General features: G+C 58.4%; 30 protein-coding genes. 11 read left to right on the top strand and 19 right to left on the bottom strand.

Annotated features, from left to right (window positions below; translation table 11 throughout):
- Positions 1 to 148: 148 nt before the first annotated feature.
- Together FHX15_RS25640 and FHX15_RS25635 are read left to right on the top strand one after the other, a co-directional pair.
- Positions 149 to 1,459, top strand: coding sequence for a hypothetical protein (locus FHX15_RS25640; RefSeq protein WP_184401181.1), 1,311 nt, complete (start codon positions 149 to 151; stop codon positions 1,457 to 1,459).
- A gap of 735 nt (positions 1,460 to 2,194) precedes the next feature.
- Positions 2,195 to 2,578 carry a hypothetical protein gene (locus FHX15_RS25635; RefSeq protein ID WP_184401180.1) on the top strand — a complete coding sequence of 128 codons (384 nt, stop codon included), beginning with the start codon at positions 2,195 to 2,197 and terminating at the stop codon, positions 2,576 to 2,578.
- A 696-nt stretch (positions 2,579 to 3,274) separates the two neighbouring features.
- Here FHX15_RS25635 and FHX15_RS25630 read toward each other — a convergent pair.
- From FHX15_RS25630 to FHX15_RS25620, 3 genes are all read right to left on the bottom strand, one after another.
- Complete coding sequence (locus tag FHX15_RS25630) at positions 3,275 to 3,535, bottom strand: DUF2934 domain-containing protein (protein WP_184401179.1); 261 nt, start codon at positions 3,533 to 3,535, stop codon at positions 3,275 to 3,277.
- Between the two features lie 136 nt (positions 3,536 to 3,671).
- Positions 3,672 to 3,908, bottom strand: a complete 237-nt coding sequence (locus tag FHX15_RS25625) for a hypothetical protein (protein WP_184401178.1) — start codon at positions 3,906 to 3,908, stop codon at positions 3,672 to 3,674.
- A 16-nt stretch (positions 3,909 to 3,924) separates the two neighbouring features.
- The gene (locus FHX15_RS25620) at positions 3,925 to 4,101 is read right to left on the bottom strand and encodes a DUF3606 domain-containing protein (RefSeq protein WP_184401177.1); all 177 of its coding nucleotides are present in this window, start codon (positions 4,099 to 4,101) and stop codon (positions 3,925 to 3,927) included.
- 273 nt (positions 4,102 to 4,374) lie between these two features.
- Between FHX15_RS25620 and FHX15_RS25615 the strand changes: the two genes are divergently transcribed.
- From FHX15_RS25615 to FHX15_RS25605, 3 genes are read left to right on the top strand one after another with little or no spacing between them, the layout of a single operon-like run.
- Complete coding sequence (locus FHX15_RS25615) at positions 4,375 to 5,283, top strand: Ku protein (protein WP_184401176.1); 909 nt, start codon at positions 4,375 to 4,377, stop codon at positions 5,281 to 5,283.
- Between the two features lie 11 nt (positions 5,284 to 5,294).
- Positions 5,295 to 6,107 (top strand): Ku protein, encoded by an 813-nt coding sequence (locus FHX15_RS25610; RefSeq protein ID WP_184401175.1) that lies wholly within the window; start codon positions 5,295 to 5,297, stop codon positions 6,105 to 6,107.
- Between the two features lie 12 nt (positions 6,108 to 6,119).
- Positions 6,120 to 6,458 (top strand): DUF982 domain-containing protein, encoded by a 339-nt coding sequence (locus FHX15_RS25605; RefSeq protein WP_184401174.1) that lies wholly within the window; start codon positions 6,120 to 6,122, stop codon positions 6,456 to 6,458.
- 34 nt (positions 6,459 to 6,492) lie between these two features.
- Here the strand turns inward: FHX15_RS25605 and FHX15_RS31595 are convergent, their stop codons facing one another.
- Positions 6,493 to 6,765, bottom strand: a complete 273-nt coding sequence (locus FHX15_RS31595) for a hypothetical protein (protein WP_210290851.1) — start codon at positions 6,763 to 6,765, stop codon at positions 6,493 to 6,495.
- Positions 6,766 to 7,182: 417 nt separating this feature from the next.
- On the opposite strand from FHX15_RS31595, the gene FHX15_RS25595 reads away from it, so the two are divergent.
- Entirely contained in the window at positions 7,183 to 8,058 is an 876-nt protein-coding gene (locus FHX15_RS25595) for an alpha/beta fold hydrolase (protein WP_184401173.1), read from the top strand.
- Between the two features lie 41 nt (positions 8,059 to 8,099).
- Here the strand turns inward: FHX15_RS25595 and FHX15_RS25590 are convergent, their stop codons facing one another.
- The 5 genes from FHX15_RS25590 to FHX15_RS25570 all read right to left on the bottom strand — a co-directional run bounded on the left by FHX15_RS25590 (position 8,100) and on the right by FHX15_RS25570 (position 10,748).
- Positions 8,100 to 8,507: a VOC family protein gene (locus FHX15_RS25590; protein ID WP_184401172.1), complete on the bottom strand. Its 408-nt coding sequence runs from the start codon at positions 8,505 to 8,507 to the stop codon at positions 8,100 to 8,102.
- A 401-nt stretch (positions 8,508 to 8,908) separates the two neighbouring features.
- Complete coding sequence (locus FHX15_RS25585) at positions 8,909 to 9,406, bottom strand: GNAT family N-acetyltransferase (RefSeq protein ID WP_184401171.1); 498 nt, start codon at positions 9,404 to 9,406, stop codon at positions 8,909 to 8,911.
- On the bottom strand, positions 9,403 to 9,699 hold the full coding sequence (locus FHX15_RS25580; RefSeq protein ID WP_184401170.1) for a DUF1778 domain-containing protein: 297 nt from the start codon (positions 9,697 to 9,699) through the stop codon (positions 9,403 to 9,405). The genes FHX15_RS25585 and FHX15_RS25580 overlap by 4 nt, the downstream gene beginning before the upstream one ends.
- A gap of 501 nt (positions 9,700 to 10,200) precedes the next feature.
- A complete protein-coding gene (locus FHX15_RS25575; protein WP_184401169.1) occupies positions 10,201 to 10,494 on the bottom strand; it encodes a type II toxin-antitoxin system RelE/ParE family toxin in 294 nt (97 codons plus the stop codon).
- Positions 10,494 to 10,748 (bottom strand): type II toxin-antitoxin system ParD family antitoxin, encoded by a 255-nt coding sequence (locus FHX15_RS25570; RefSeq protein WP_184401168.1) that lies wholly within the window; start codon positions 10,746 to 10,748, stop codon positions 10,494 to 10,496. Before FHX15_RS25570 ends, FHX15_RS25575 begins: the two co-directional genes overlap by 1 nt.
- Before the next feature lie 194 nt (positions 10,749 to 10,942).
- On the opposite strand from FHX15_RS25570, the gene FHX15_RS25565 reads away from it, so the two are divergent.
- Both FHX15_RS25565 and FHX15_RS25560 read left to right on the top strand, forming a co-directional pair.
- On the top strand, positions 10,943 to 11,581 hold the full coding sequence (locus FHX15_RS25565; protein ID WP_246779079.1) for a DUF4143 domain-containing protein: 639 nt from the start codon (positions 10,943 to 10,945) through the stop codon (positions 11,579 to 11,581).
- A gap of 698 nt (positions 11,582 to 12,279) precedes the next feature.
- On the top strand, positions 12,280 to 12,663 hold the full coding sequence (locus FHX15_RS25560; RefSeq protein WP_184401167.1) for a VOC family protein: 384 nt from the start codon (positions 12,280 to 12,282) through the stop codon (positions 12,661 to 12,663).
- A gap of 167 nt (positions 12,664 to 12,830) precedes the next feature.
- Here FHX15_RS25560 and FHX15_RS25555 read toward each other — a convergent pair whose 3' ends face one another.
- The 7 genes from FHX15_RS25555 to FHX15_RS25525 all read right to left on the bottom strand — a co-directional run bounded on the left by FHX15_RS25555 (position 12,831) and on the right by FHX15_RS25525 (position 21,075).
- Positions 12,831 to 13,628, bottom strand: a complete 798-nt coding sequence (locus FHX15_RS25555) for a sulfurtransferase (RefSeq protein WP_184401166.1) — start codon at positions 13,626 to 13,628, stop codon at positions 12,831 to 12,833.
- A 220-nt stretch (positions 13,629 to 13,848) separates the two neighbouring features.
- On the bottom strand, positions 13,849 to 13,929 hold the full coding sequence (locus FHX15_RS25550) for a hypothetical protein (RefSeq protein ID WP_409527035.1): 81 nt from the start codon (positions 13,927 to 13,929) through the stop codon (positions 13,849 to 13,851).
- Positions 13,930 to 14,457: 528 nt separating this feature from the next.
- Complete coding sequence (repC, locus tag FHX15_RS25545) at positions 14,458 to 15,690, bottom strand: plasmid replication protein RepC (protein ID WP_184401165.1); 1,233 nt, start codon at positions 15,688 to 15,690, stop codon at positions 14,458 to 14,460.
- 207 nt (positions 15,691 to 15,897) lie between these two features.
- Positions 15,898 to 16,890, bottom strand: a complete 993-nt coding sequence (gene repB / locus FHX15_RS25540) for a plasmid partitioning protein RepB (protein WP_184401164.1) — start codon at positions 16,888 to 16,890, stop codon at positions 15,898 to 15,900.
- A gap of 190 nt (positions 16,891 to 17,080) precedes the next feature.
- Positions 17,081 to 18,301 carry a plasmid partitioning protein RepA gene (repA, locus tag FHX15_RS25535; protein ID WP_184401163.1) on the bottom strand — a complete coding sequence of 407 codons (1,221 nt, stop codon included), beginning with the start codon at positions 18,299 to 18,301 and terminating at the stop codon, positions 17,081 to 17,083.
- Positions 18,302 to 19,004: 703 nt separating this feature from the next.
- Positions 19,005 to 20,282 (bottom strand): L-fuconate dehydratase, encoded by a 1,278-nt coding sequence (locus tag FHX15_RS25530; RefSeq protein ID WP_184401162.1) that lies wholly within the window; start codon positions 20,280 to 20,282, stop codon positions 19,005 to 19,007.
- Between the two features lie 58 nt (positions 20,283 to 20,340).
- Positions 20,341 to 21,075: an SDR family oxidoreductase gene (locus FHX15_RS25525; RefSeq protein WP_184401161.1), complete on the bottom strand. Its 735-nt coding sequence runs from the start codon at positions 21,073 to 21,075 to the stop codon at positions 20,341 to 20,343.
- Between the two features lie 362 nt (positions 21,076 to 21,437).
- Here FHX15_RS25525 and FHX15_RS25520 point away from each other — a divergent pair, with 362 nt between their 5' ends.
- From FHX15_RS25520 to FHX15_RS25510, 3 genes are all read left to right on the top strand, one after another.
- The gene (locus FHX15_RS25520; RefSeq protein WP_184401160.1) at positions 21,438 to 22,223 is read left to right on the top strand and encodes an IclR family transcriptional regulator; all 786 of its coding nucleotides are present in this window, start codon (positions 21,438 to 21,440) and stop codon (positions 22,221 to 22,223) included.
- A 74-nt stretch (positions 22,224 to 22,297) separates the two neighbouring features.
- The gene (locus tag FHX15_RS25515) at positions 22,298 to 23,122 is read left to right on the top strand and encodes an amidohydrolase (protein ID WP_184401159.1); all 825 of its coding nucleotides are present in this window, start codon (positions 22,298 to 22,300) and stop codon (positions 23,120 to 23,122) included.
- 230 nt (positions 23,123 to 23,352) lie between these two features.
- Complete coding sequence (locus FHX15_RS25510) at positions 23,353 to 23,760, top strand: helix-turn-helix domain-containing protein (protein WP_112567497.1); 408 nt, start codon at positions 23,353 to 23,355, stop codon at positions 23,758 to 23,760.
- A gap of 46 nt (positions 23,761 to 23,806) precedes the next feature.
- Here the strand turns inward: FHX15_RS25510 and FHX15_RS25505 are convergent, their stop codons facing one another.
- Genes FHX15_RS25505 through FHX15_RS25495 form a run of 3 tightly spaced genes read right to left on the bottom strand, consistent with a single transcriptional unit; the run spans position 23,807 to position 26,139 of the window.
- Complete coding sequence (locus FHX15_RS25505; RefSeq protein WP_184401158.1) at positions 23,807 to 24,073, bottom strand: hypothetical protein; 267 nt, start codon at positions 24,071 to 24,073, stop codon at positions 23,807 to 23,809.
- Between the two features lie 60 nt (positions 24,074 to 24,133).
- Positions 24,134 to 24,880, bottom strand: a complete 747-nt coding sequence (locus tag FHX15_RS25500; protein WP_184401157.1) for a TfuA-like protein — start codon at positions 24,878 to 24,880, stop codon at positions 24,134 to 24,136.
- Positions 24,877 to 26,139 (bottom strand): YcaO-like family protein, encoded by a 1,263-nt coding sequence (locus tag FHX15_RS25495; protein ID WP_184401156.1) that lies wholly within the window; start codon positions 26,137 to 26,139, stop codon positions 24,877 to 24,879. Before FHX15_RS25495 ends, FHX15_RS25500 begins: the two co-directional genes overlap by 4 nt.
- Between the last annotated feature and the right edge of the window lie 9 nt (positions 26,140 to 26,148).

Genomic DNA, 26,148 nt, shown 5'->3' with positions numbered 1-26,148 from the left:
GTTTTACTCAAGATTCACGCTCAGAGATTGCGCCTGCGCTCGCTTTCAGCTGCCCCACCTACAGCGATCTGCCTGACAATCTCGGCTTGGCACTGCGCTTGCAGGAGGAGATTGCGGCGGCGCAGCCGATCACCACGGAGAAACGGAGATGACGATTGCAGCAATTGAGCAGTCCTACGGGAGCCCCGCCGTGCGCTATTCTCCCATTCCGGTATTCGACGAAGCACTGAGTGAAGCCGAAGCATACGAATTCGGTATTCGCCTTTCACGCAGCCGATCGGAAAAGTCCTTTGATCATTTGCTCGGAGCCGCACTTTCTCACGCTGCGGCGAAATCTGGAGGGACGCTCAGTCCGCAGCTCGGCGCCGCGCTCGGGGGCCTTCTTAAGAACGTTGCCAGCCACCGACTGCTCAGTGGCGCCCTCGGCAGCGACACCGATATGGAGTATGGAGAAACGGACCGGCGTCGCCGCGCCTTGGCCGAGAGCCGGCGTTTCGCACGCCTTGCTGGCGAAGCCGCCCGGCATGCGGTGATGGAATTCGGCGGATATGGCGGCCGGCGTGAAGCGCTGGGCGCGCTCGCGGCCGCGGCTGAACTCTACACACCGGCGCTTGCGGTAACCCTGGAATCCGAAGGGGAATGGGCAGACGAAAATATGATTTCGTTCGACCCCTTCGATTACGATCCGCAGATGGAGTATTTTCTCGGCGGGGTCGTACGTAGCGTCGGCAAAGTTGTGAAGAAGGTATCGAATGTCGTCGGCGGAGCGGCCAGGACCGTCAGCCGTATCCCGGTGGTCGGTGATGTCGCTCGCATGGGAGCCAATGCGGTCCGGCTCACAGCCGGACCAATGGCCATCGCGGTTGATGCCGGTTTGAGGGTGGCGAAGGGGGAGCGCATCGATCGTGCCCTGAAGGGCGCGGTAAAAGGTCAGATTGATGCGGCACGCGATCAGCTACGACTGGCCGAGATGGTTGCCCCCTTCGTGCCGGGTATCGGCACCGGCGTCGCAGCCGCTCTCGGTGCCGCCAATGCACTTGCAGCCGGCAGGCCTATAACGCAGGCGTTGTTATCTGCAGCGCGAAGCGCTGTTCCTGGGGGAGCGATCGCGCAGGCCGGTTTCGACGTCGCGCTTAACCTTGCCAGTGGCAAGAACGTCTCCCAGTCATTATTGGCTGCGGCGCGGGAACGCCTTCCTGGCGGGCCGGCTGCCAAAGCGGCGTTCGACGGAGCCTTGGCGCTTGCTCAGGGCAAGCGGCTGCAGGATGCGGCTTTTGCTGCTGCCGGCAGGGCTTTGCCGCCGTCGCCCTATGCAGCCGATGCCCTTTCTTTCGTAAGGGGCGTTGCCAATGGTCAGAATATCCAGAATGCTGCACTTTCGATCGCCGGCAAGCGTGCGATCGGTCATGTTCGCAGTCAGGCAGCGCGTGTCATTTCTGCGCCGGTGCGTTTTGCCTGACCTCGCTCATCTTATCAGACCGGTATTGCCCGGTTTCAGGCGGCAGTGGACAGTAAGCCAGCCCCGCGCGCGAGGACAAAGCTCTATGAGCCGATGTGGTTGCGGTTCTTCGAACTGCATCCCGGTCCGTGGCTAACCAGGCCGCACCAAGAGGCGTGACACATGACCGGTAGAAATCCTCGTTCGCGGACAATCGTCAAAATCTTCTTGGCAAACCGGGGCATCCGCGCGCTGCCCCGATCCGTTGCACACATCATTTTCAATCGCGGTCCTTGTACTCACCACTCACCGACCCGATTTGGCAGCTAAAGCCGGAACGAACGCACGTTTGTTACGCTCAGCTGATTGATCAACGAGAGCGAGCCCTACAAAGACGGCTGTCACATCTACTCCGTCCTGGCCCGCCATCGGCTCCGCCTTTGACCAGGGTATGTACGACCCCCGGCATCTCGCTGCCGCGCTCGATCTTATAAGAAGGGCGAGCAGGTGATCACAGATGACGCAGGCGAAACTGCTTCATTCATCCAGAAGGATGCAGACTCGTTGCGACTGTCGGAGCGATAGCATTTTAGAACTTCCGAATCTCTGTCCTTGACTCTGCCGGAATCAAGAACATAATAAGAACATCCCAAGGGATAGAACGGGTCGCGCGGCTACCTCCTTGTTTTACACCAAGCTGCGCGGCCCTTAGCGCCTCTTCTGAGGCTTCACCATCAGAACCAAAGGATGACGGCTATGATCAATTTGCCGATCGATGAACTGCGCCAAGAAGACGACTTTGAGAGGAACCCCGTTGGTACCTATTGGACGCCGCCTATCCCGGTGAGCATTCACGAGCTTTCCCCTGCGGTTCGCGCCGCAATATCCATGGCCATCGGAACTGGCTTGGAAATGGGCCAGTTCGAATTACACCTATCCCATGCCTTCGATATGGAAACCTGCGCCCCCATGGGAACCTTGGTGGTTGCTTCTGGCGAGGCTCGCGATCGAGCCTGCGGAGTCTACAGCGTCAGCGAAGTAAGCGCGGAGGAGCCAATGTGGTTTGCCTTCGAGCAAGACATCGATCTCGCCTTCAAAGTCCTGTACGACCGCGTGAGGGAAAGAGGATATCTGGCCTGACATCTCGCCCCGCCTCAACACCAACGGCGAGGCTACCCTGGCAGAAATGAACAAGGCGAAGAAGCTCTCGCGTTGGTCTTTGACAGACGCGAGCGCAGTCGGGGACCTCCTCGTCGTCCGGTGCGGTCTTTGCAACACAACACGGCGCTTCCTGCCCGTGACATTATTAAACTCCGCAGGGATAAAGATCGCTCCGGACGAAGAAGTTGACGTTACGCCCGAGGTGAGTTGGACGAGGATGGCGAGGATCCGGCAAGAAGGTTGGTGGCCACATTCTCCGGCAGGGAAACAAAGCTCCATCGTCTGCGATCTGACTCGGATTGAAGACTGCAGACTACCTTCGCAAAATCCCGGCGAGCATTCGTCAACGCCCGATAATGGGGAGGTGGTACCAGTCAGCCAAAGGTCCCGCCTCTCGCGCCGCCACCCACAGCCGCGTCCGTGCTGCCATGTCGTTCGCAGCGGTATATGCAGAGGTGTCGTCAATCGTCCGTAAACGCGCATTCCACTGTAATGGTCAGGCGTCTCCTTGACCGTGCCAAGGGCCGATCGGGGTCGAAGTCCGAGCTTCTGCGGTGAGTTGGCAATGCTGTAAGAGCATATGTTCGGACACGCTGGGCCGATCCTCGGGACGACGAGCCGTGGCAGATCATAGCTATCGGCGAATCCGTCCAGGAGGTAGGAGGCCGCTTGTATCTACTTGTTCTCGGAAGCGAGTTCGCCGGGCTTGAAGCTTCCCGGTCGGCCGCTGTCGGAGGGAACCGCATCAGACGTCGTCTGGGCATTGCCTTCCGGGACGTTTACTCCGCTGTGGTGAGCGGGCGACGACGTCTGCGGGAGCTCGCCGCCGGCAACTTCCTTCTCGGCTTCGGTCCAGTGGCGATCGTGCTCGCCTTCCGGACGACCTTCAGCTTCCCACTTCTCATATGCACGCCGTCTGATTTCTTCGTAGTCCATGACGTCCTCCGTGGCCGCAAACAGAACTTCGGGAGGGCGTCGAAGTTCCGGACCATGTTGTGATCGTTCTTGAATTCGTGGCCCTGGAGATGCGCGGTCGGACAACATGCAACGGGTTCGCCCAGTTCCGCCCTGATCAGTGCACTGAATTCGAGGACGGTGCGTTTACGCGGGTCGCCGCAAGTCCGACATACGTTCTGATGAGGATGGCGGCCATATCCTCGGCGGACCGACAGCCCTCGTTGTAAAGTTCAATTGCGGCATCGCATAAGAACGATGAGGCCTGATCGTCCCAGCCCACGTTGTAATACACATACCATTCCTTCACCGCGGTCGACATCATTGAGCGGCCATCTTGTGCTGGCTTGGACATCAGTTACCTCGCCTCGTTAGTGGCGGCCGATCTCCGCTTCAACTTTCTTCCGCGAGTTTCCGGCGCTCTTGACCGCTTTCTTGACGGTCTCTTTCGACACACTTTCCTTCTTGGCTTCGTACTTTACCTCATGATCCTGTCCTGCTGCGACCTTCGCACGATCCTGAGCGCGTCCGCGCGATGTCTGTGCCATTGAGTTTCTCCTTTGCGTTTGTAAACCGCAGAAGAAACTCATAGGGATTCCGGTGGTTCCCCGGAAATCGGAGGTGCTGGCTCTCGTAGCGAACGGTCCGCTGTTTTTTGCTACCACCGCCCTTAATGAACCGCATAAATGCAACCGACCGACGAAACTAATCGCCGCTTGAAGAAGATTCGATAACTCCTTGAAAAATGATTCGTTTCGAGTCGGAACGAATCGCCTTCGCACGTCTTTGAGTCGCGACTGAGTGATTCGGGGGGAAGTGTCATGGCAAGTGGTATGCGAGCACAGTGGAAGGGCTTCCTGAAGTTCGGCGAGGTGAGCTGCGGAGTCGCTCTCTACACTGCCGCTTCGACCAGCGAGCGCATAACCTTCAACACGATCAACAAGGCGTCTGGCAACAGGGTCAATCGAGTCTTCATCGACAGCGAGACTGAGGATCCCGTCCCGAAGGAGAAGCAGACCAAAGGCTTCGAGATCGACAATGGTCAATACATCATCGTTGATCCGGAAGAAGTTGCCGCAACAATCCCCGACAGCAACAAGACGCTCGACATCCATGCGTTCATTCCGATCTCAGATGTGGATGACGTTTATTTCGATAAGCCCTACTATCTCACACCTGACAAAATGACTGGCGACGCTTTCGCCGCCCTACGCGATGGCATGACGAAGTCGAAGGTGGCAGCCATCGCGCGCGCAGTCCTCTTCCGTCGGATGCGCACCGTACTCATACACCCTCATGGGAAAGGCCTGATCGCGACCACGCTGCAATACGACTACGAGGTTCGGTCTTCCAAAAAGGCGTTCGAAGGGATGCCGAAGATCAAGATCCAGAGCGAGATGATGGATCTCGCCAAGCACATCATCAGCACCAAGAAGGGCGAGTTCGATCCCGCCACATTCGCAGACCGCTACGAAGCTGCCCTTGCCGATCTCGTGAAGGCAAAGATAGAGGGCCGCCCACTGCCGAAGCCGAAGAAAGTCGACGTCTCCAAGCCTAACGACCTGTTGGCCGCTCTTCGCCAAAGCGCCGGGATGATGAAAGCTGCGGCGGAAAAACCGAAACGCACAGCCGCCAATGCCAATGCTAGCAAGGGGCGGCAGCCTCCCGCCCGTGGGACGGCTTCGAAGACGGCTTCTTCGAGATCAGTCGCGCAACGCAAGGCTGGCTGAGGAGATAGGTCATGGCTCCGAAATACTATTGGAAAGGCTACCTGAAGCTTTCGCTGGTCACGTGCCCGGTGGCGATGACCCCGGCGACCTCGGAATCCGAGAAGGTCCGTTTCCACACCCTGAACAAAGACACTGGAAACCGGGTGGTTTCCCAATACATCGACTCGGTGACCGGCAAGCCGGTGAAGGAGAACAACGAAGCAAAGGGGTATGCCCGAGGCGAGGACGACTATGTCATCTTGACCGACGACGATCTCGACGCGGTGGCACTCGAGACGGTGAAGACAATCGACATCGAGAGATTTGTTCCCGCGGACAGTATCGAATGGATCTATCTGGAGAAGGCACACTATCTGATGCCGGACGACCCGGTCGGAAATGAAGCCTTCGCGGTCATCCGAGACGCGATGAAGGCCGAAAAGGTCCTGGGTGTCTCGAAACTCGTCATGGGTCGAAGGGAACGCGCCGTTATCCTCGAACCCCGCGATGAAGGCATCGTTCTGTGGAGCTTGCGGTTCGGCGACGAGGTTCGTCCTGAAGAAAATTACTTCGAAGACATCGACGAGAAGGCCGACCCGGATCTCGTTCCGCTGATCCAACAACTTATCAAACGAAAGTCAGCCCGCTGGTCGCCGGACATGGTCAGCGACCCCATACAGGAAAGCCTACTGAAACTCATTGAAGAGAAGAAGAAGCTCCTCAAATCGAGGAAGACTGCCAAGGGCAAGAAGACGGAGGCCGGAGCTCCCGCCTCGAACGTCATCAACATCATGGATGCCCTGCGGAAATCGATCGAAACAGATCTGAAGACTAAGGCTGGCTAGGGAGGTACCGTGATGGATGACATCGCATCGATGCCGATCAGAGAGATCGCCGTTTTTCTGCCGGGTTCGGATCGCCCCAGGATCGCGAGTACCGTAGAAGACATCATGGGAATCCTGATGGCGAACGAGTGGTGGAAGAAGCCAAACGACACTGGCTGGCAGCACGCACTCGCAACCTGCTTTCGGGCGTTGCAGGGCGAGCAGGACGCCTCAAAGGCAAGGGTCGCCTTCGTGAACGTCGCCAGAGATGCTGGGTTCAAGGTTCTGCCGGACGACGAGCGGAAATCTCGATCTCGCGCAACGGCGGCGAAGACCCAGAAATCGGGTGAATGGCGATCACACGTCCGCTAGTCGGGCATCGCCGTATGGATCACCATTTGAAATCCTACCGGCTCTCGGAGGGATTTTCACGAAATCGTTGCGCACCTGCCTGTTCAGCGTAAGCGCTGGTCACGCTCACACCTTGACTACGAGGTCTGGCCGCAATCCGCAAAAAAGGGGCCGACGCCGTGTCGATGGTGGACCATAATCCGTCGACAGGCACGTCCTTGACCTTGATTTTGTAGATGGTCGTGCCGTCGTTCTTTTCTGCAGTAATGTTGAGATATCTGGCGTCTTTATCGGGGTTTCCGCCCCACGCGTAGGCAGCGCCCAGCAAATGGCGGATCGGGTCGACCTCTGCCTTCGTACCGAACGCCCTGTCGAAATTGGGAAGGGTCGATGCGATAACGAGAAGCGCGTCGTGAACCTTCTTACAGCGCCCAGCTCACTCCTTTGGTGACCTTTTGAAACTACGGCAATGACCGATTGAAAGTAAAGCTCTGACCATTTGAAATCTACGTGGCGGCTGATTGAAACAAGAAACAAAAAGTGTGGGGCTGCCCGATTGCGGCATCAGGGGGCGAGAGGCCACGCTTTCGCTGCTGAACCTTTCGCTGATTAAAGGTACGGCGTCCAAGGTTGTTCCTAAGCGACGGCGACATGGCGGCCCATGCTCTCTTCGGTCCCAGAGGGCATTGGATCAACTGGAACCAAGCCTATGTTTCGGTTGTGACGAGCAACGAGGAAAGCTGCCATGCCACATGTGGATACCGACACTTTGCGTATCAATTTCATTGAGTCCGGAGCAAAACGCGGCCGGCCGGTTCTGCTCCTGCATGGCTGGCCGGACGATGCATCCACATGGGAGGCAGTGTCGTCGCGGCTTGCTGATCGCAATCTTCGGCTGATTGCACCTTACCTTCGAGGCTTCGGCAGCAGTGTCTTTCTTAACGACAAGGTACTCCGCACGGCCAACGGCGCCATCCTGGCCATGGACGCGATCGCTCTGATGGATGGTCTTGGGATCGATACTTTTTCAGTCGCCGGGCACGACTGGGGATCGAACATCGCCGAGGGTCTGGCGATCGGCTGGCCACAGCGCGTGAGGAAAATGGCGCTTCTGTCTTCACTGCCCCGGATGGGAGGGTTGAAGACGCCGACATTCCGGCAGGCTCAACGATACTGGTATCACTGGTTCATGGCCACTGGACGTGGTGCTGAAGCGATCGCCAAGGATCCCCATGGTTTTGCGAGGATCCAGTGGGAGAACTGGAGCCCGGACGGTTGGTTCGACGAGACGACCTTTGATGGCGTGTCGAAATCGTTCGACAATCCTGACTGGGTGGCGGTCACGCTGCACAGCTACCGGGTTCGCTGGGGCGAAGCCGACCCCGATCCGTCAAGCATGTGGCTTGAAGATCGTATCAAGCAGACGAAATCGCTGTCACTTCCGACAATTTACTTCCAGGGTCTGGAAGACGGCGTCAATCCTCCGGCGATTTCCGAAGCCCTTCATGAGAAATTCTCAGGGCCGTTCGAGCGTATTGCGCTTCAGAACGTCGGCCATTTTCCGCAGCGCGAAGATCCCGACGCTGTGGCCCGCGAGCTGGCGATCTTTCTTGACAGTTGATCGCACTGCTGGCGGCGATGACGCTTAAGCAATGCCCGGATTCAGATCCGCTGCGAAATCACCGAGGCCGCGCTCCTCTTTGTCGGACCGTCGCAGACGGCTTCGATGTTGTTGCCATCAGGATCGAAGACGAAAGCCGCATAGTACCGATCATGATACGGCCTGAAACCCGGTCCGCCATTCGATGTGCCTCCGGCTGCGACTGCCGCGGCGTGAAAGGCATCGACTTCTTCATGGCTTCTGGCCTGGAATGCAAGGTGCACCTTCGACACGTAGTCGCTGGCTGCATCGACGTAGATTTCGTCAATCGAAAAGTGATCGTCATCCTCGCGCCACGCATCCTGCAGACAGAGCGCGTCGCAAATCGCCCGATAGAATGTCCTGCTCGCCGAGAGGTCGCGGACGCGCAGATGAACGTGGTCGATGACTCGGCCGTAATGTTGGATCATAGCGGTTTCCTTATCAAACTTGTCTGGTAGCTCGTGTTGCTCAGCGCCGCGATGACGGCCAGTTCCATATAGAAGGACGGGGAATCCAGCTTTTTTTGGTCCCGCCCCTGCTTGTTAAGGCGCGACTCCTGCTGGCGGCCACCCGCCGAAACAGTCGTGATATGCGTTTGAACGCTGGTTTCGTTAAAAGTGCTGGCACTGCGGCTTACAGGCTGTGATCGTTCGACAAGGCGTTCTGCCGCTTGGCCGGGACCACGTCCGCATCCTAGCCCCAGTGATGCTGCCGGAAACGTTCTGCTGGTTCGGCGCGTATTCCTACTTGATATCGGCCCCTCTGCTAAAAACTCAGCGAGTTAGAAGCGAGTTGGAGGGCATTCAACCAAAATTTTGATGAGTTTCGCCTAAGGGTTCAGAGCGTTACTGATGTCCTGCAATCCGACCATCAGCATCATTGGGTCGGAAGGAGATGACAAGAAGCCGACTGCCTCGTAGAAGGCTCGTGCGTCTTCTGAAATCGCATGAACAAGCATACCTCGAATGCCAAGTACTTCAGCGGCATTGAGCAGGCGCAGGCCCGCGTCGCGCACCAATGCCCGGCCGATACCGCGCCCGTGGTAGGATTGATCAATGGCGAGGCGACCAAGCACCGCGACCGGAATTGGTTCAGGCATATTGCGCCGAAATCGGCCAGGCGCTTCCGGCTGTTTGACGGCGCCGGAAGCGAGTGCGTAATAGGCGATGACACGGCTCTCCTCGCACACGACGAAGGTCCGCGATGCGCCGCTTGTTTGATTAGAACGGGCGCGACGTCGCAGCCAGTCGTCCAGTTCAACGACGCCGCAATTGAACTCGGACAGTTCATGATGGTCGGCGAGCGGTGCCGGTGCGCTGAGGCTCACGCCTCATCCCACGGCGCTTTGGTCGACATGGTGCGTGCTAAACGCTCATTGGGCTGCACGGGTGCGTCGAGCCGGGCAAGGTATTCAGCATAGATTTCCGCGCTTACCGTGAAGATAGTGCGGTCGAGAAGCACCTCCTCGGCTCGGCGCTCGGAAGCCTCCAACATGAAATCCGTCCGCGTCTTACCGAGCAATTCAGCGGCGCGATCGATCAAGTTGCGTGTCGCAGGCTTGATGCGCATATTCAGCGGTACACTTGCGTCCGAGCTTTTGCTCGTGTGTGAGGTCGGCATGGCGAAACTCCTGTTTGCACCCATTATAGCGTAACGACAATATCTTTACAAGATTCGTAAAGTCATTGTCGTTACACAATGGGCGATTCGGCAGCATTCGGCCCATCTAAACTCTAGGACGGATTGGAACCTGCACCCCCGTGATTTTCATCTCATGGCTGGCAGCGGGTCCGTCCCCCGCTCAAGATCGCAAGATCAAGCAAGGAGCTCTTCGACGGTATCAGACCATCTCGTGAACGCGACCGCATGATGTGCGGCCCGGCGGTGATTAAGTCGGCGGGCGGAACAACGGCGCCCTCGACGCAAGCGATCAGATCAAATTATCTCGAAATATCTTGCGAGTCGGGGGCCGTCCACATATGGGAATCGAACAGCAGATCCCGCAAATAAAAGCATGGGATAATAGCGATTTAGGGAATGCCAGATGATGTGGACACGCGTCACACTCCCCGCCTTAACGCCCATCATGCAACTGTGCTTGTTCATTCACTCGGCGAGTGCTTAAACGGGATCGCTCGCCCAGTCTTCATGTCCATGCCGTATCCGGATCACGAAAATTGCTCCGTTCTCCTCGATCCGGTAGACAATGAGATGGGCTTTGAACGGATGGATTCTAACTGGCGGCGAAATCTCTTCTCGCTCGCGCGCCGTTCGCGGATTAGCTGCAATGAGATCAAGCACCGCAAACAATTCGTCATGATACCGCCTAGCCTGTGCGGTCCCGAAAATGCCCACACTTTGTTCGGCGATCGCAATGATATCCTCTTCCGCTTCGACTGAAACGCTAAAACGCATCACCTGCTGCCGTGCGTCGTTTCTCCACGCGCGACTGCCGCGGCAAAGAGTTCGTCCTTCGACCGGCTACCAACACCACTTTTAAGACCGTCATCAACGAAGCGTTGCATGGCGGCAATCTTATCACTGCGAACTTGGTCCCTGCGGATCAGATCGCGCACGTAGTCGCTGGCATTGGAATATCGCCCGGTCTTTGCTTGCGCCTCGACCCAATCTTTCATCGGGCCCGGAAGAGATACGTTCATCGTGGCCATTCGAGTCTCCATAGGACGAGAAGAATAGCCGAACTTGGCAAAGTTTGTCAAATCCTCTTCCGGGCTCCAGCTCGGCTAGGCTCCTTCTCGACATCGCGCATCGCCGCGATAAGGCGCTCTCGCGGGTGTGGAACGCCGATCTTCAAATGGCCGCCTTGATAGGAGCACAACGTGGAATCTCGAAGTCTAGGCAGTTGAACGGAATCGAACCGCCGTTCAGCGGACTTCCGACACATAAGAACGGACGGTGTTTGAGACCGATGCTTTTGCATTTGATGACTTTAATATCGACCGCGTTGGGAGTATCTGCGCCTATGATTGGCCGGTATATCGATCTCCTTGTTGATCTCATGCTGGTTCGCCGTCTCCAGCCATGGAGCGGCAATCTTGGCAAGCGTCTTGTGAAGTCGCCGAAGATCTATGTTCGCGACAGCGGGCTCGTTCATGCCCTCCTGGAAATTGGTACACTTCATCAATTGTTAGGTCACCCCGTAGTCGGACCAAGTTGGGAGGGTTTTGTACTAGAGACGCTTATCGTCGCAGCTGGTCCCGACGTGGCTCCTTTCTATTACAGGACAGCCGATGGCGCCGAGATCGACCTTGTCATTGAACAGGCTGGCAAGCCAAAGGTGGCGATCGAAGTCAAGCGCGCCAGCGCTCCGCAAGCTGAGCGCGGCTTCTTTGTGGCCTGCGACGATCTCGGAATAGAAAACAGGATCGTCTTTGGCGCAGGTGCTGAGGATTATCCTGCGAAAGGCGGGGTCAAGGTGCGCACACTCCTGTCGGCCGTCAGCGAAGTTCGCGAAATCCTAAGATCACCGTTTGCGGCGTAATCCAATTTAAGGAACTTACCTTGTTGAACGTCTTCGTCGCATGCGGTTGAGGCCGAATCCGGTGAGACCGGCCAGACTTAAGTTCGAAGCGACGCGTTTCACGTATGGCGAGGTCCAATGCTCAATCGTCGGGCCGATCATCGTTACCTGCCAAACTTGGCTTTGTGGGGATAAAGTTTTCCGTCCAGGCCATAGCCGAACACCAGCCTGCGTCGTGCAAATGCGTGAGCGATCCACAAGGCGAACGCGACACCGATCGCCCAGCCCATCAACGTATCGCTTGCCCAATGTTCGCCGCCGGCGGCCAACATAGAGCTGCTCAAAGTCTATGTACAGACTTCGCCCGGCTTTCGGTCGGGATCGTTTGATGCGGTCAAACAAGATGCGATCTGAAGACGACGTCCATGAAGACGGGGGTGATGGCACTCGCCAAGCTCGTGAGACTAACGCTGTATTTATGATTGGATCAGCGGCCGGCGAATTCGACATCGCATCTCGCTGTGCCGAAACGCTAGTCGTCCTCCTTTCGCGCCGCCATGATCCGTGTCAAGAGACGGCGGAGATGCCCACCAAATCGTCGGTACGACAAGGATCGCTTTCGAAGACTGATGATTTCGGAGAGTTCGACGCTGCCCGGTTTCCAAATGAACTCGTTTTGCTATTCTGCTTCCGCTTCCTCCACGAATTGCGAGGCAAACATGACCGACGAAACAGTCAACGTCCGTTATATGGTCGATAACGTTGAGACCGCGGTGGAATGGTATGTCACACATCTCGGTTTCACACTCATCTCCAAGCAGGCCCCAGCTTTCGCCGATGTCCGACGCGGCGCGTTGCGATTGCTCCTGAGCGGACCAATGAGTTCGGCAGGACGGCCGATGCCCGATGGCGAACAGCCAAAAGCCGGTGGCTGGAATCGCATTCATTTGATCGTCGATGACCTGGCAGCGGAAGTGGCGCGCCTTCGGGAAAGCGGGGTGCGATTCCGCAATGATGTCGTCACTGGGCCAGGGGGGTCGCAGATCCTGCTCACCGATCCGTCCGGCAATCTCGTCGAACTATTTCAGCCTGCCCAGCGGTAATCTTTGAAGGACGTGGCGTCACTCGAAGAACGGTGAGCCAAAATCATCCGTCTTATCCTCATCAAACGCGTTCCTCGGCACGATTGGAATCTCTTCGACGGCCTATCACGATGTAGCGTACCCTGATGGCAGACATGACGTATTCCTCCCGTGTGCTTTTCGTTCGTTCAATTTCCAACGATGACGCAACTCTCGTCCTTCGCCCAATCCGCGAAGCTGAGATAGTAGGCGCGAACGTCATCAAAGTCGGCTCGAGCGGCGGCTGCGGCTGCAAGAGCGGCGCAACCGCCGCCGTCGCAATGGGTGACGATATGGTCGCCGGGCTGAAAGCCCGCCTGCGCCAGAAGATCGTGCAGTTCCGCCGCCGGCTTCAGGCGTGGGCCATCCAGCAAGTTCGCATGCGGCAGCAGCCTTGCGCCCGGCAAATGGCCCCCGCGCGCGTTGGGACGCAGGTCATCGCCTGCCAATTCGCTCGTCGTGCGCGCATCGAAGATGCGCACGTCGCTGTCGAGCTCAGCCTTCAAGGTTAGCCGATCAACCAGCCCGACAGGGCCCGTGCCAGGTTTGGCCTGGAATGTTGATGAGCCATGGGTTGCCCAAGCGGATACGAGCGAGTCGTCACGCCCTTCGATTGCGGGCCATCCGCCGTTGAGAATGACCGCCTTCGCGCCAAAATACTGAAGGATGAACCAGACCCGCGCGGCCTCGGTCATCCGCCCGTCGTCATAGACGACCGCCGGCAAATCGCCGTCGATGCCGAGCTCGGCGATGGCGCGCTCCCAATAGGCGATGTTCTCGAAAGATGTCTCTCCGAATCTCGCCGCCGCCTCCCAGACCTCGATTGGCACGCGTACGGCATTGGTGGCGTGACCAGAAGAGAAGGCCGCGCGATCGCGCACGTCGAGTAGACGGAAGGCGGGCAGCGCACTCAGGGAGGCCGGTTCGATAACGGGATCATTGGACATGGCGGATGTGGCGGAGGACCGTTATGCACTCTGGCTAGGATTGACTAATTTCAGCGCTGCGACAACTCTTGCACCGTCTCGGGCTCGCCATCTTCGGGTTTCGCCGCGTTCTCCTTCTCGGCGGGGGTCTTCTCGCTGGTTTGCTGTGTACTTCAACCGGCGTTTCTGGATCCCTCGCCTGAAACACGCCCACGCCCGCAAATTCGCATGTCCTCCATGCCTAGATCGCATCCTCGAATATTGGCGGGAAGACGTCATTGCTCGTCGGATTGCCGTACCATTTCGCGGCGATCCGAAGCACCTTAGGCTCTGGCCAAACCCTTCGACGAAGCGCTGCTGTTCACTGGCGACGACTCTGTCCGATAGCATCCCCGCCGCCTCGCTGCCGGCATCCAGCCCGCCGACACACCTACAAGAACTCAGCGATCGCGTCCGCGCTTACGTCGAGGCTGCGAGCTCGGTCATGACAGCGCGAAAACTACCCCTAAAATACCAGCGCCGCTGTGACCGCTTTCGCGTTAATCTCACAAGAGCCTTAGGACTTTAACAGGCCCTCCTCCCGCCAGGCTTGGAGTAGTCGGGGTGAACACTACGCGCTGAATTTCTCGCTTATCGCTCCAATCGCGATCAGGACGAAATGCCACATAAGGCGTTGACGAGACTTGCGTCTCCTCTTTTTATGGAAGTTAATCCCGCCTTTATTTCCGACACCTGCTCTTCAATGAAGGGTATTACCTTTCCCGGATTTGCCTGGTGACATCGTCATAGAACCTTCCAATGCCCCATTTCCAGCATCTTTCACCGTCCAATTCAAAGTCTTGGCAGCCAGTTATCGACTTAGCCCTGCGCCTTCAGCCCTCCGCAAAGCCGGGCTGTTCTGCCGCGCCAGCGCCATCAGCATTGGCCCAAGTGAAAATTCCCCTCGGGCTCCCTTGCGGGTCAGATCACGCAGATACCCGCCTGGTGATTTGATATGGGTTGCCCGCTCCAGCATGCAGGCGATGACGACGGCAGCATTTTCCCGGCCAAGGACTTCACAGGCCGCCTGGTAGGTCTCCAGGGTGACCCCGAGCATAGAGCGCACAGTGACGGCAGCGGTCACGAGATCCCGCCATCCCCGGATCGACCCGCCCTGAACATAGTCGCTGATCTGCGGGCAGGCCTTAAGGATGAGGGCGAGAGAGAAGATTTTTTGGGTCCCTGCGGGCTGTTCCGGTTCGTCCGTCGCTGTTGGCATTTCGGCTTGCGCTGGCGCAGGAGATTCTAATTCAAGATAATCTGTATCTGAATTCTGTATGTGCGGCTCATTTTGAACCACACTGGCGCTCGTTTTTATGAAATTCTCAAAGCTCATCAATAGATTGACGATGTCGGCGCGAAGGCTTTCGAGTTTCAGGCGTACGCTGTCCAGATCGCAAGCCTCGGGATTGCGCGGCAGAGATGCGAGATGACGGACATAAGCAGCCTCGATATCGTCCCAATTGCCGGGAACGCCTTCGGCGACTGCAGCATCGATCAGCTTGCGGACATCGCGGCGGCAGATCGTCAGGCGCTCACGCAAACGTCGAAGTGCTATCCGATCGGCCTCGATCTTTTGAGCCATGGCAGCAAGCTCTTCGCTGCGCGCAAGGAGCGGCGCCAGACTGAAGCCGTAGGCTTCCTCGAGTTCCCCGGAGCTCTTGCGGCGGGCAAAACGTTTGCCGTTGGCGCTGTCCTTGCGGATAATCAGGCCGGCCTCCACCAGAGCCGCCAGGTGCCGGCGCAGCGTGGTGACTGCAATGCCATGCGCCCGAACCATCAGCTGCCGATTGGAGGGAAAGACGACCATGCCCGCCTCACCGGAAAGATGGCTCTCCGGATAAAACGACAGTAGGGCGTTCAGGACAGCGAGCGTGCGGTCGGAAATGCCGAGCAGCGGGCGTGCCTCGCAGACGGCGCGGAACACCTTCCACTTGTCGACCGACCTCTCCGGCTTGACCGATTCGGCTTGAAGCTGACCTTTCATTAAGGCAAGCGACATCGGCCGCCGCCCGAAAGGCGTCGTTACAAATCCCGTATTCATCGTGGTTCACCTTATACAAAGGCAAATCATCGGCGCCCGCCAAAACGACGTTCAAAAACCTTGACAGTGATTCCGGGAAGTGCGATTCTCTGGGTGCTAAACGAGAGAAGAGGGCTTCCGGATGTTTTGTTCGGGGGCCTTTTTCTTTGCCTATTGGCTCCTTTTCCTAACAGTCAAATCCTCGTCAGCGGCTTAATCCGCCAACAATTATCGTTGTGACTTGACGGCGCCGAACTCTTCGAAGAGCTCATCGAGCCGTGTGGTAAGATAGTCGGCAAATTCGGGCACCAGGCGCTCATCGAAGGTGATGCGCGTCTTGTTGCCGGCACGCTCGATCTGAGCCGCCTTCTGGCCCTGCCGTGTTTTCCAGGTCTCGCCAGTGACCTTCTTTGCGTCGCGCGCCGCCATCTTCGACAAGACGCGTTGCAGGCGCTGGTCGCTGTCGAGATCGGCAAAGGCATCGTCCGCAATGATTGCCTCGACCTTCTTCGGCGCGGAAGCGACGGCCTCAACGAGAGCCAGCCACCGCGCGCGTCCCGCTTTCGGCGCCGGACCGATCGCCATGATCACGGCCTGTGGCACGCCACGGGCGACAGAGATATAACGGCTGAGATCGGCCTTGTCGGTCGAAAGTGCGGCCATGATGACCTCACGCGAGTAGCCGGCCTCTTCGAGACGATGGGCAAAGAGCGCCTTTTCGATGAAGGAGAGATCCTGGCGGTCGAGGTTTTCCTTGCCCTGGGCGATGACTAGCTCGTTGTCGTTCAAGCGCTGGACAATCGCCTTGACCTTGAACCCGAGCCTTGCCGCAGCCCGAAGTCGCCGCCGGCCATAGGCGATCTGGTAACGTCCATCCTTTTCAGGATCGGGACGCACCAGGATCGGTACCTTCTGGCCATGCTCGGCAATACTTGCCACAAGCGCATCGAATTCGACGTCGCGCTCGACCGGGATACGATCGCTGATCGAGGAATAGGAGATATCCGAAGGGTCGATTTCGAGAACCGAGAAACCGGACGAAATCTGTTCCTGCAGATGGCCGGCTACACGCGCAGCTTCAGTCATTTCCTGCAGCGATGCCCCCATGGCCGAGACGGCGCCGGTGCGCACCCGATCAGGGTTTTTCTCGACACCGGCGGAGGGCACCGGCATGTCGGCCTTGCGCATGAAGAGCGAATTGACGGTATCGCGTCTGCTCATCAATTTAATCCTTTCCAGTCAGATGCGGGCAAACGAAAAGAGCGCAGTTGGGAGCTCCCAACACGCCCATGGGCTGCCTGCAGATGGACGGATTTTTGCCGGCTGCTCACACTGCCGCCTTTGTTGGGAGCTCCCAACAGAAAGGCCGGCCGGCTGTAGCGAGATAGGTCGGTTTTGATTGGGGGCAACCTCATGTGCGCCCCCATGCCTGCCGGATCAGCGTCTCGATTTCTCCGTTGACGGCATCGAGCGCTTCCATCGCCCGGTCATAGGTCGAGCGGGTCAGGTTTTCGCGGCCGATCTCATAGAGCGTCTGCTTGGTCAGGCCGGCATCGGAGACCGCTGCGGATTTCACCATCGCATTGATCATGACGTGATCGTCGAACAGGTTGCGCAGGAGTGCCGCCACCTTTGTCTGCGGCGCATCCTGCGGCTCGTAACGGGTGAGCAGATAACGGATGAAATCGTAATTGAGCTCGCCGCCCGCTTCGCGCACGACGGAAAGAAGATCATGCGTCATCAGCAGGAATTGGCTCATGGAGGCCACGTCCAGCATTTGCGGGTGGACGGTGACGATCATCGAGGTTGCCGCACAAAGGCCGCTCAGCGTCAGGTATCCGAGCTGCGGCGGGCAATCGAGAACGACGACGTCATAATTTTCGGCGACGTCATCGAGCGCCTTGGCGACGCGCATGAAGAACACGCCTTCGCCGTCCCGGGAACCGCGCATGAGGGCGCGCGGCGTCGTATGCTCGAATTCCATGAGTTCCAGATTGCCGGGGATGAGATCCAGGCCGTCGAAATAGGTCTTGCGCACCACGTTGGAAAGCGGACGGCGCTCATCGTCGTAGCGGATAGCCGCGTAAAGCGTTTCATTGGAACGGACGTCGGTTTCCGGCATGACGCCGAGCATGGCCGACATGCTGGCCTGCGGGTCAAGATCGAGCGCAAGCACGCGGTAGCCCTGCAGGGCGAGATATTGTGCAAGATGCACCGATGTCGTGGTCTTGCCCGACCCACCCTTGAAGTTGGTGACGGCGATGACCTGCAGATGCTCGTTCTCTCGGCGATGCGGCAGGAAGTCATGCGCCTCGCGCCCTCGGGCCGAAGCGGCAAGCAGGGTGCGCAGCTCATTGAGCTGGCGTAGGGAATAGAGCCGCCGGCCGTTGGTGCCGACATCGGGCTGTGGGCCTTCGCCGGCAAGCGTCATCTTCCGCAAGGTGGAATCGGAGACACCGATCAGCTTGGCGGCCTCGCCGGATGTGAAGCGGCGCAGCGTCTTGCTGGCAGTCGGTGGGAATAGGGCTTCGCTGATTGCCTGCAACTGCGAACTGATCGTCGACGCATGGGCGCCGATCGTCTCATCGACGCTGCGCTGAAGGGTCCGAGAAGTCCTTTGTGGCTTGCTCACGCTCTAATCTTTCATCACGGAAAAACGCCGGAAACGGCTTTTTAAGCGTGACGATTACCGATCGCGGCGATTCTGGCAAGGTACTCCATCAGAACAAGGTCTTAGCGGAAGCCCCGAGATCAGGAGTTTACGACAGACGGATTACAATTTCGTCTGATTTCTCCGTCAGTTAACAGAATTCCGATCAGCTTTGCAAAGCTGTGGCCTCTTCACATCATTTTTGAAAAGCAGACAGGAAAAGCGATGTTTTGATGCCGCAGACGGCGCCTGGCGCATCCCATTGAGAAGAATCAGCAATTACCGATTCCTAAACTTCGCCGGCAAAGGATCTGATGACACTCTGGCGTTTGACGAGTGCGAACGGCGCCGGTGCTGCGAATCCGCAAGACCTGATCGTCGTGGGGCACCTGTCGGGAACGGGGATTTGAACGAAATGTCGTCTGACGCCGCCTTCGACGGTGGGACGTACCAAAATCGGACACTGGTGTGGCGGAATCAATCCCCGTGTTCGATTCCGTTTCGATGGAAGATGTTAGAAAAAACAGCGCGTTAGGTAGGCGCCAAATACTCTTGCCTAAGCACGCGAAGTAGGCTCATTAAGCCCACTTCGTAGTCTAAACTTATAAAGGATCCGGGATGTTTCTGCAATGACCGGCATTCTCCATCCCCAGCAGACAGCCGGAACAAGGTGATGCCGCCTCCCCTAGCCTCCGAATGTGTAGCCGGCAATCGAGGCCGGTTTCATCTCGATCGAAAAGCCGGGCGCAGTCGGCGGCATATAGGCGGCATCCTTAATGATGCAGGGGTGAAGGAAATGTTCGTGCAGGTGATCGACATATTCGATGACGCGGCCGTCCTTGATGCCCGACACCGCCACATAATCGATCATCGACAGGTGCTGCACATATTCACAAAGCCCGACGCCGCCGGCATGCGGCCAGACCGGCAGGCCGAATTTGGCAGCGATCAAGAGCACGGCGAGTACTTCGTTCAGCCCGCCCATGCGGCAGGAATCGATCTGCACGATATCGATCGCGCCCTCGGCGATGAACTGCTTGAACATGATACGGTTCTGGCACATCTCGCCGGTCGCGACCTTTACCGGTGCAATGCCCTGGCGGATCTTGCGGTGGCCGGCGACATCGTCGGGGCTCGTCGGCTCCTCGATGAAGAAAGGTTTTGCGAAGGAGAGCTTTCCGACCCAGTCGATAGCCTGAGCGACCTCCCAGACCTGGTTGGCGTCGATCATCAAATAGCGGTCCGGTCCGATCACTTCGCGGGCAATCCTCAAGCGCCGGATATCGTCCTCAAGGTCACGCCCGACCTTCATCTTGATGTGGTTGAAGCCGGCATCGATCGCCTCCTGGCAGAGGCGGCGCAGCTTTTCATCGTCGTAGCCAAGCCAGCCTGCCGAGGTCGTGTAGCAGGCGTAACCTTCCTTCTGAAGGGTGGCGATGCGCTCGGCTTTGCCGGGCTCGGCGTTCTTCAGAATTGCAATTGCCTCCTCACGCGTCAGCACATCGGTGAGGTAGCGGTAATCGACGATATCGGCGATCTCCTCGGCCGACATTTCGGCAACGAGGAGCCAGACCGGTTTCCCGGCCTCCTTGGCGATCAGATCCCATATCGCATTAACGATGGCGCCGGTCGCAAGATGGATCGCGCCCTTTTCCGGCCCGATCCATCGGAGCTGGCTGTCACTTGTCAGGTGCCGCCAATATTTGCCGGGATTTGCCTTCACCTCGGAAAGCTCGGTACCGACGACCAGGTGGCGCATCGCTTCGATCGCCGCGCAGCAGATGTCGTTACCGCGGCCGATGGTGAACGTCAGGCCGTGACCGGCGAGGCCTTTTCCGTCTGTTTCGAGGATCACATAGGCGGCGGAATAATCCGGATCCGGGTTCATCGCATCGGAACCGTCGAGGCTTTGCGAGGTCGGAAAGCGGAGGTCGTATACTTTGATATCGGTGATGCGGGTCATGGTATTCGTCCCGTTTGGGTGGGCCGGTAAGCTTTCTCGGAGGCCGGCCGTGGAAAACTCAGATCGTCCAGCCGCCATCGATGGCGTAGGCCTGGCCGGACGTATAGGTGGCGCCGGCCAGATAGACCGCGAGGTCGGCGATCTCTTCCGGCGTGCCCAGGCGGCCCATCGGCTGGCGGGCAATGAAGGCGGCGCGCGCCGTGTCATAATCGCCCTGTGCGCGCATGCGGTCCTGCAGTGACGGGCTTTCCACCGTGCCGGGGCAGATGCAGTTGCAGCGCACACCCTGCGTCACGTAATCGGCGGCAACGGATTTGGTAAGGCCGATCACGGCTGCCTTGGTGACACCATAGGCAAAGCGGTTCGGCACGCCCTTGATGCTGGAGGCGACCGAGGACATGTTGATGATCGAGCCGTCCTTGCGCTCCAGCATGCCCGGCAGCACGGCGCGGATGGTGCGGATCATCGCCTTGACGTTAAGATCGAAGGCAAATTCCAGATCGGGATCGGACATCTCCAGCACCGATCCGTTATGGACGACGCCGGCGCAGTTGAAGAGTACGTCCACGGCGCCGATTTCTGCCACCAGCGCCTTGACCGCTGCATCCTCGAGTACGTTCAGCTTGTGAGTGGAAACCCTGGCTTCCGCAGCCAGGGTTGAAAGGGCATCCACATTAATGTCGGTGGCGTGTACCTTGGCACCGGCAGCGGCGAAGGCGAGCGCCGTGGCGCGGCCGATGCCTTGACCGGCTGCGGTGATGAGAACGGTCTTGGCGGAAAGATTGCTTGTCATGTCATGGCCTCCCAGGGGATTTTTGCGCGCTGGCGGTGGTACGGAAATCTATCTCAAAAGGATCGCTCGGTTAAAGTCTTTGTCCGGTCGAGCGCGTCCTCCCAGGCGACGCCCTGTCCGCCAGACGCGCCACGAGATTCCATGGCTGCATGGCTTCCTCCCTCTCCCGTATCGAAATTTTGTCTCGCCTTGGCGAGCTGCACGGGAATTGCGGTCGTCAGGCACGGGCCCCGCCCGATGTCTTCACATTTGATTTGTCTGTTTATAGACAAACAGACGATGAGCGCGTGGTCAAGCGACAAGTTTTTCTTTTCCGTCCGCCTGTCTGCGTATATGCAGAATGACATTCACAGGAGGGAAGAATGGAGAGCGAAGAGTCAGATCGTTATCGCGCTCCGGCGCTCGACAAGGGTCTCGATATTCTTGAACTTCTGGCCAGCGTAGACAGCGGGCTGACGCAGGCGGAAATCGCCAAGCGACTGGAGCGCAGCCCAAATGAATTCTACCGCATGCTCGACCGTCTCGTGAAGCGCGGTTACGTGACACGGCTCGACGGTGACCGTTATTCGCTCACCTTGAAGCTCTTCGGCCTGGCACAGTTGCATGCGCCTGTGCGCCGGCTTGCCTCCTATGCGACGCCGCTGATGCGTGATCTCGCCCAGCGCTCCCGACAGGCCAATCATCTGACCGTCTTCGACCGAGGGGCAGCCGTCGTCATCGCGCAGCAGGAGGCGCCAGACTATTGGGGCCTGTCGATCCGCGTCGGTTCCCATATCAGCCTGTTCGACACCGGCTCCGGCCATGTGCTGCTTGCCTTTCGCAGTGACGAGGAACGCGAGATGATGATCTCCGAGCATGTGCGCAGCCGCGAAGAGGTGGATCTTGGCCCGGATTTCTACGAGAGGCTGAACCAGATCCGCGAGCGCGGCTATGAGATGATGGCAAGTGCCCAGACGGCCGGCGTCTACAATCTCTCGGCACCGGTCCTGGGGCCGGACGGGCGCGGCATTGCCGCTCTCACCTGCCCCTATATCGCACTCGTCAATGCGCCGGCCGCGCCTGATATTACCCGGGCGATCGGCATGGTGCAGAAGACGGCGGCGGAGCTCTCCGCGCTCGCCGGCGCCACTATTGCCGTGCCGGGTTGAGACAGGTGGAATTTCTATTTGAACAATCCATTCACCGCAGATAGGTTGCAGCCAACTCTGTGGAGGAGAAGAGCGTGTTCATCGATACCCATCTGCACGTCATCGACCGGTCGGCGCTCAGCTATCCCTGGTTAGCCAATGTGCCTGATCTCGACCGCGATTTTCTCTACGAGACCTATGCCGTCGAGGCCAAACGCTGTGGCATTACCAAAGCCCTGCATATGGAGGTGGATGTCGATCCGATCATCATGCAGGCGGAGACCGATTATATCAGCCGCCTCGGCGATCTGGTTTGCGGCGCGATCGTTTCCTGCAGGCCCGAGGAGGAAGGCTTTGCCGCCTATCTGGAGCGTCAGAAGGCCGATTCCTTCGTTAAGGGTTTCCGGCGCGTGTTGCACGTCGTACCTGACGATGTCTCGGAAGGCGCGGCCTTTCGCGACAACATCCGAAGGCTTTCCGGCAGCGGCCTGACCTTTGACCTCTGCACGCTGCCGCATCAGGTGAGCAAGGTCATCGCCCTTGCCGATGCGGCGCCCGACGTGCAGTTCGTGCTCGATCATTGCGGCAATCCCGACATCAAATCGAACGCATATGAGCCGTGGAGCCGCGGTATAACCGACATCGCTCGCCGGCCGAATGTCATAGCCAAGATTTCCGGCATCGTGACCAACGCCGATCCGGCAAGCTGGACGGCAGAAAACCTGCGTCCCTATATCGAGCATGTCATATCGAGCTTCGGCTGGGACCGTGTGATCTGGGGCAGCGACTGGCCGGTCTGCACGCTGGCGAATGGGCTTTCCACCTGGGTTGCGGCCACGCAGGCCGTGCTGTCGGGCACTGCACAATCGGAGCGGTCGCAGCTGCTTTACGGCAACGCGCAGCGCCTCTGGAACCTCTGAGTTGCCTCCTTTAGGCGAGGCAGGTTCGCTCTTTCTGAGCTAAACTCTGCCGAACTGTCGCCTGAAAATGAACCGTGTCAACGTGCAATCGGTAACGGCTCTCGGATGGCGCGATGTTTTGGCTCAGGCAAACTACATCCAAGCAATTGCTAGGTTGAACTAACTCGGCTAAAAGTTGTTACAGCCGGTCGTGTAAGTAGTGGTCCGGTTTTCGCAGGAGGGAATATCAGATGAAAGAAGAACCGCATTCCGTTGACGTTCATGTCGGCAAGACGATCCGCATACAGCGACTACTGAGGAAGGTTTCTCAGACGGAACTGGGCGATCGTGTCGGCGTGACCTTTCAGCAGATCCAGAAATACGAAAAAGGCTCCAACCGCGTCTCCGCCAGCATGCTCGTCGAAATCGCCGGCGCGCTCAACGTCGATGTCAGAACCTTCTTCGACGATCTGACGGCCCCGGCCGCCAACGCAAATGATAATCCCGCACCGAGCGAAGAATTCGTCATTTCGCGTGAAGGCGTTCAGCTCAACGCTGCTTTCTTCTCGATCAAGAACGAGCAGCTTCGCAAGAAAATCCTCAAGCTCGTCCAGGCAATTGCCAATACCGAGCAGATGGAAGCTGACGCTGCGGAATAGCACGTCGGCCTGATTTTTTGCGGTCAGTCGCACCCGGCAACGGGGATTAATGGCGTTCGATCACGATCAGATTTTCGCCAGCGTCTTTCATTGCGATCTTGGCTTTGTTGCCGACGAGTTTTTCGAGGTTCGCATCGAGTTCCGTGTCCGGATCGATGCCGTCCCAATCGATGACGACCTGCAGCAGTGCCATGTTTGTCAGGTGCATGAGATTGCGCAGCTGAAGTTTTTCAGCCTCATCCTTGGCTGCTGCCAGCAGCCGGAAGAGCCTTGCGTATTCTCTGCCTGCACCCTCGTCCATTTTTTCGAACATTGTTTCCGCCCTCGACGGTGAACGTCAAATCCCCACACAGGCTATATTCGACTCGGACCGTTATTCGAGCGTTACAGGTGCCGTCTTCTGCGTGATTTCGGCCTGCAGCAGTTCAAAATGCGAGGTTGCGGCAAAGCTCCAGTCACGCTCTGCTGACGCAAAATCTCCCTTTTCCAGCCATTCCAGCACCTTAAGAGCGTCCGCGCGCTTGCGCTCGACCCGGTTGGCGCGGATCGCTGCCAGAATTTGCTCACGCCGCGGCTTGCGGCCGAAATGAGCTTCTTCGACGACCTTGGCATAAGTTCGTTCGGAGAAGTGCAGGAAGCGCCCGGCCAGCAGCAGCTTCTTGCGCTCGCTGAGCGAAATCTCGCCCCTGGCATAGAGCCCTTCGATCGTCGGCTCGAAATCGACCCAGGGGACGGAAAGCGGCAGCCAGCCGAGTTCCGCCGGCGCATGGACCAACGCCACCGCCTCGTCGTCCAGCAAGTCTCCGGATTCATAGTCCTCGTAGATCGAGCCGATGCCGACCATGCCGAAGGCGGAGCATTCGGCGGCCCGCAATGCACCCATGCTGGAGCCGCCGGCAACGGTAACGCCCCGTTCCAGCGCAAAGAGTATTTCCTTGTGCCAGACGGAAGGAAGATCGCCGAAATATCCGTCGATGAGGCCGATTGCGGTTGCGCCTTCATGCACTGCCTTCAGGATGTCGCCGCAGGCGGCGGGTGCGCGGAAATCGATAGTGCGATGCTGCTTGCGTGCCTCGGCAATGCCGCCTGCAAGGCTCGGACCGACGAACAGGACCTTCATGCTGCGGCCTCGCGGATGACATTGACGGCGCGCAGGCCGAGCTGGATGTACTGGCCGCTGATATCGACCTCTAAGCCCGGCACGATCACACGTACGACGGAAACCGGAAGGGCCGGATGCGGCAGCGGGACCGCGATGATCTGACTGACCCCCGCAGCCCGCAGCCGGCCGGCAATATGGCGGATCGTATCCTGGATCGTTGTCGGGCGATGCGGGCGCATGGGGAATGGCTTGAGCGCGGCGTCATTATTGCAGAGATCGACGACCTGGCGCATGGCAGCGCTGCGATCAATCCGCTGGTAGATTTTTGGCGAGAAATCGTCGCGGCTGCCGGCAATCGCCGTCAAACGGCTCTGGGCAGCCTCGGTAATGGCACGAAGTGCCGCGCGCACGGGATCGGGATGGCAGCCGCAACCGCCGCAGACCTGGGCCCAGCGGGCATCGACGCGATCGGAAAGATTGCCGGGAATGATCACGGCAAGAAAGGCCGGCACACCGATATCCGTGGTCATGTCGATCAGGAGCAGGCGCATGCCGGCCTGGCGGATGCGATCGACCATGACGTCGATCACTGCATCGCCGAAAGCGAGCGGGTCGACCCTTGCCTGCTTAAGCTGTTCGGGGGATTTAAGCTGGGTGAGTGCGAACGCATCGCGCTCGACCAGTTCGCAGAGCCCGTGCAGGACGGCTTCGGCCGGGGTATTGCCCGACGCAAGGCCGTCGCTCGACTGTTCAAAGCCCGGCGGGCGTTCGCCGCGATGGTCGAGGCCGACAAGCCACCACGGCACGAAAGTCGTATTGCCCGAGATAAGGTCGAAGCCGGAGCACCAGGGAATCTGACCCTTGCCGATTTCGTCGGGGGCGCAGCGCGCCACGCTGTCGAGGTCAATCATTGCGGCCCGTTCGGCCTTCATGGCCTCAAGACTGGCATGCGTCAGGTGGGCAGGCGCAATTTCGGCAATTCGAGTTTCGATCGCCTCCATGGCGGCCGAGGTCATCGCCGCTTCCTTGTCGATACCCTTGCCCTGGAAGACCGAAAGGGTGTGGCTATTTGGCCGCGTAGCAAAGGCAACCGGAATGTTCAGCACGTCGAGTCCGGTCAGCAGCCCGACACGAGTGATCCCGAGAGCACGCAGATGTGGCTTGATCGCCGCAAAAGTCTGTGCGGGGGTCAACGACCGGTCGTGGTAGCTGTTGACGCCTGCCGAAGAGCGGTTCAGATCAGCGGCAAGCGTTTCGAGGTCAGCCAAGGCAGACATGCTGATCGG

It is taken from the genome of Rhizobium sp. BK650 (assembly GCF_014195325.1).
Lineage (GTDB): Bacteria > Pseudomonadota > Alphaproteobacteria > Rhizobiales > Rhizobiaceae > Rhizobium.
Note: the sequence above shows the minus strand (reverse complement) of the source record. Positions and strands in the feature narration are given on the sequence as shown.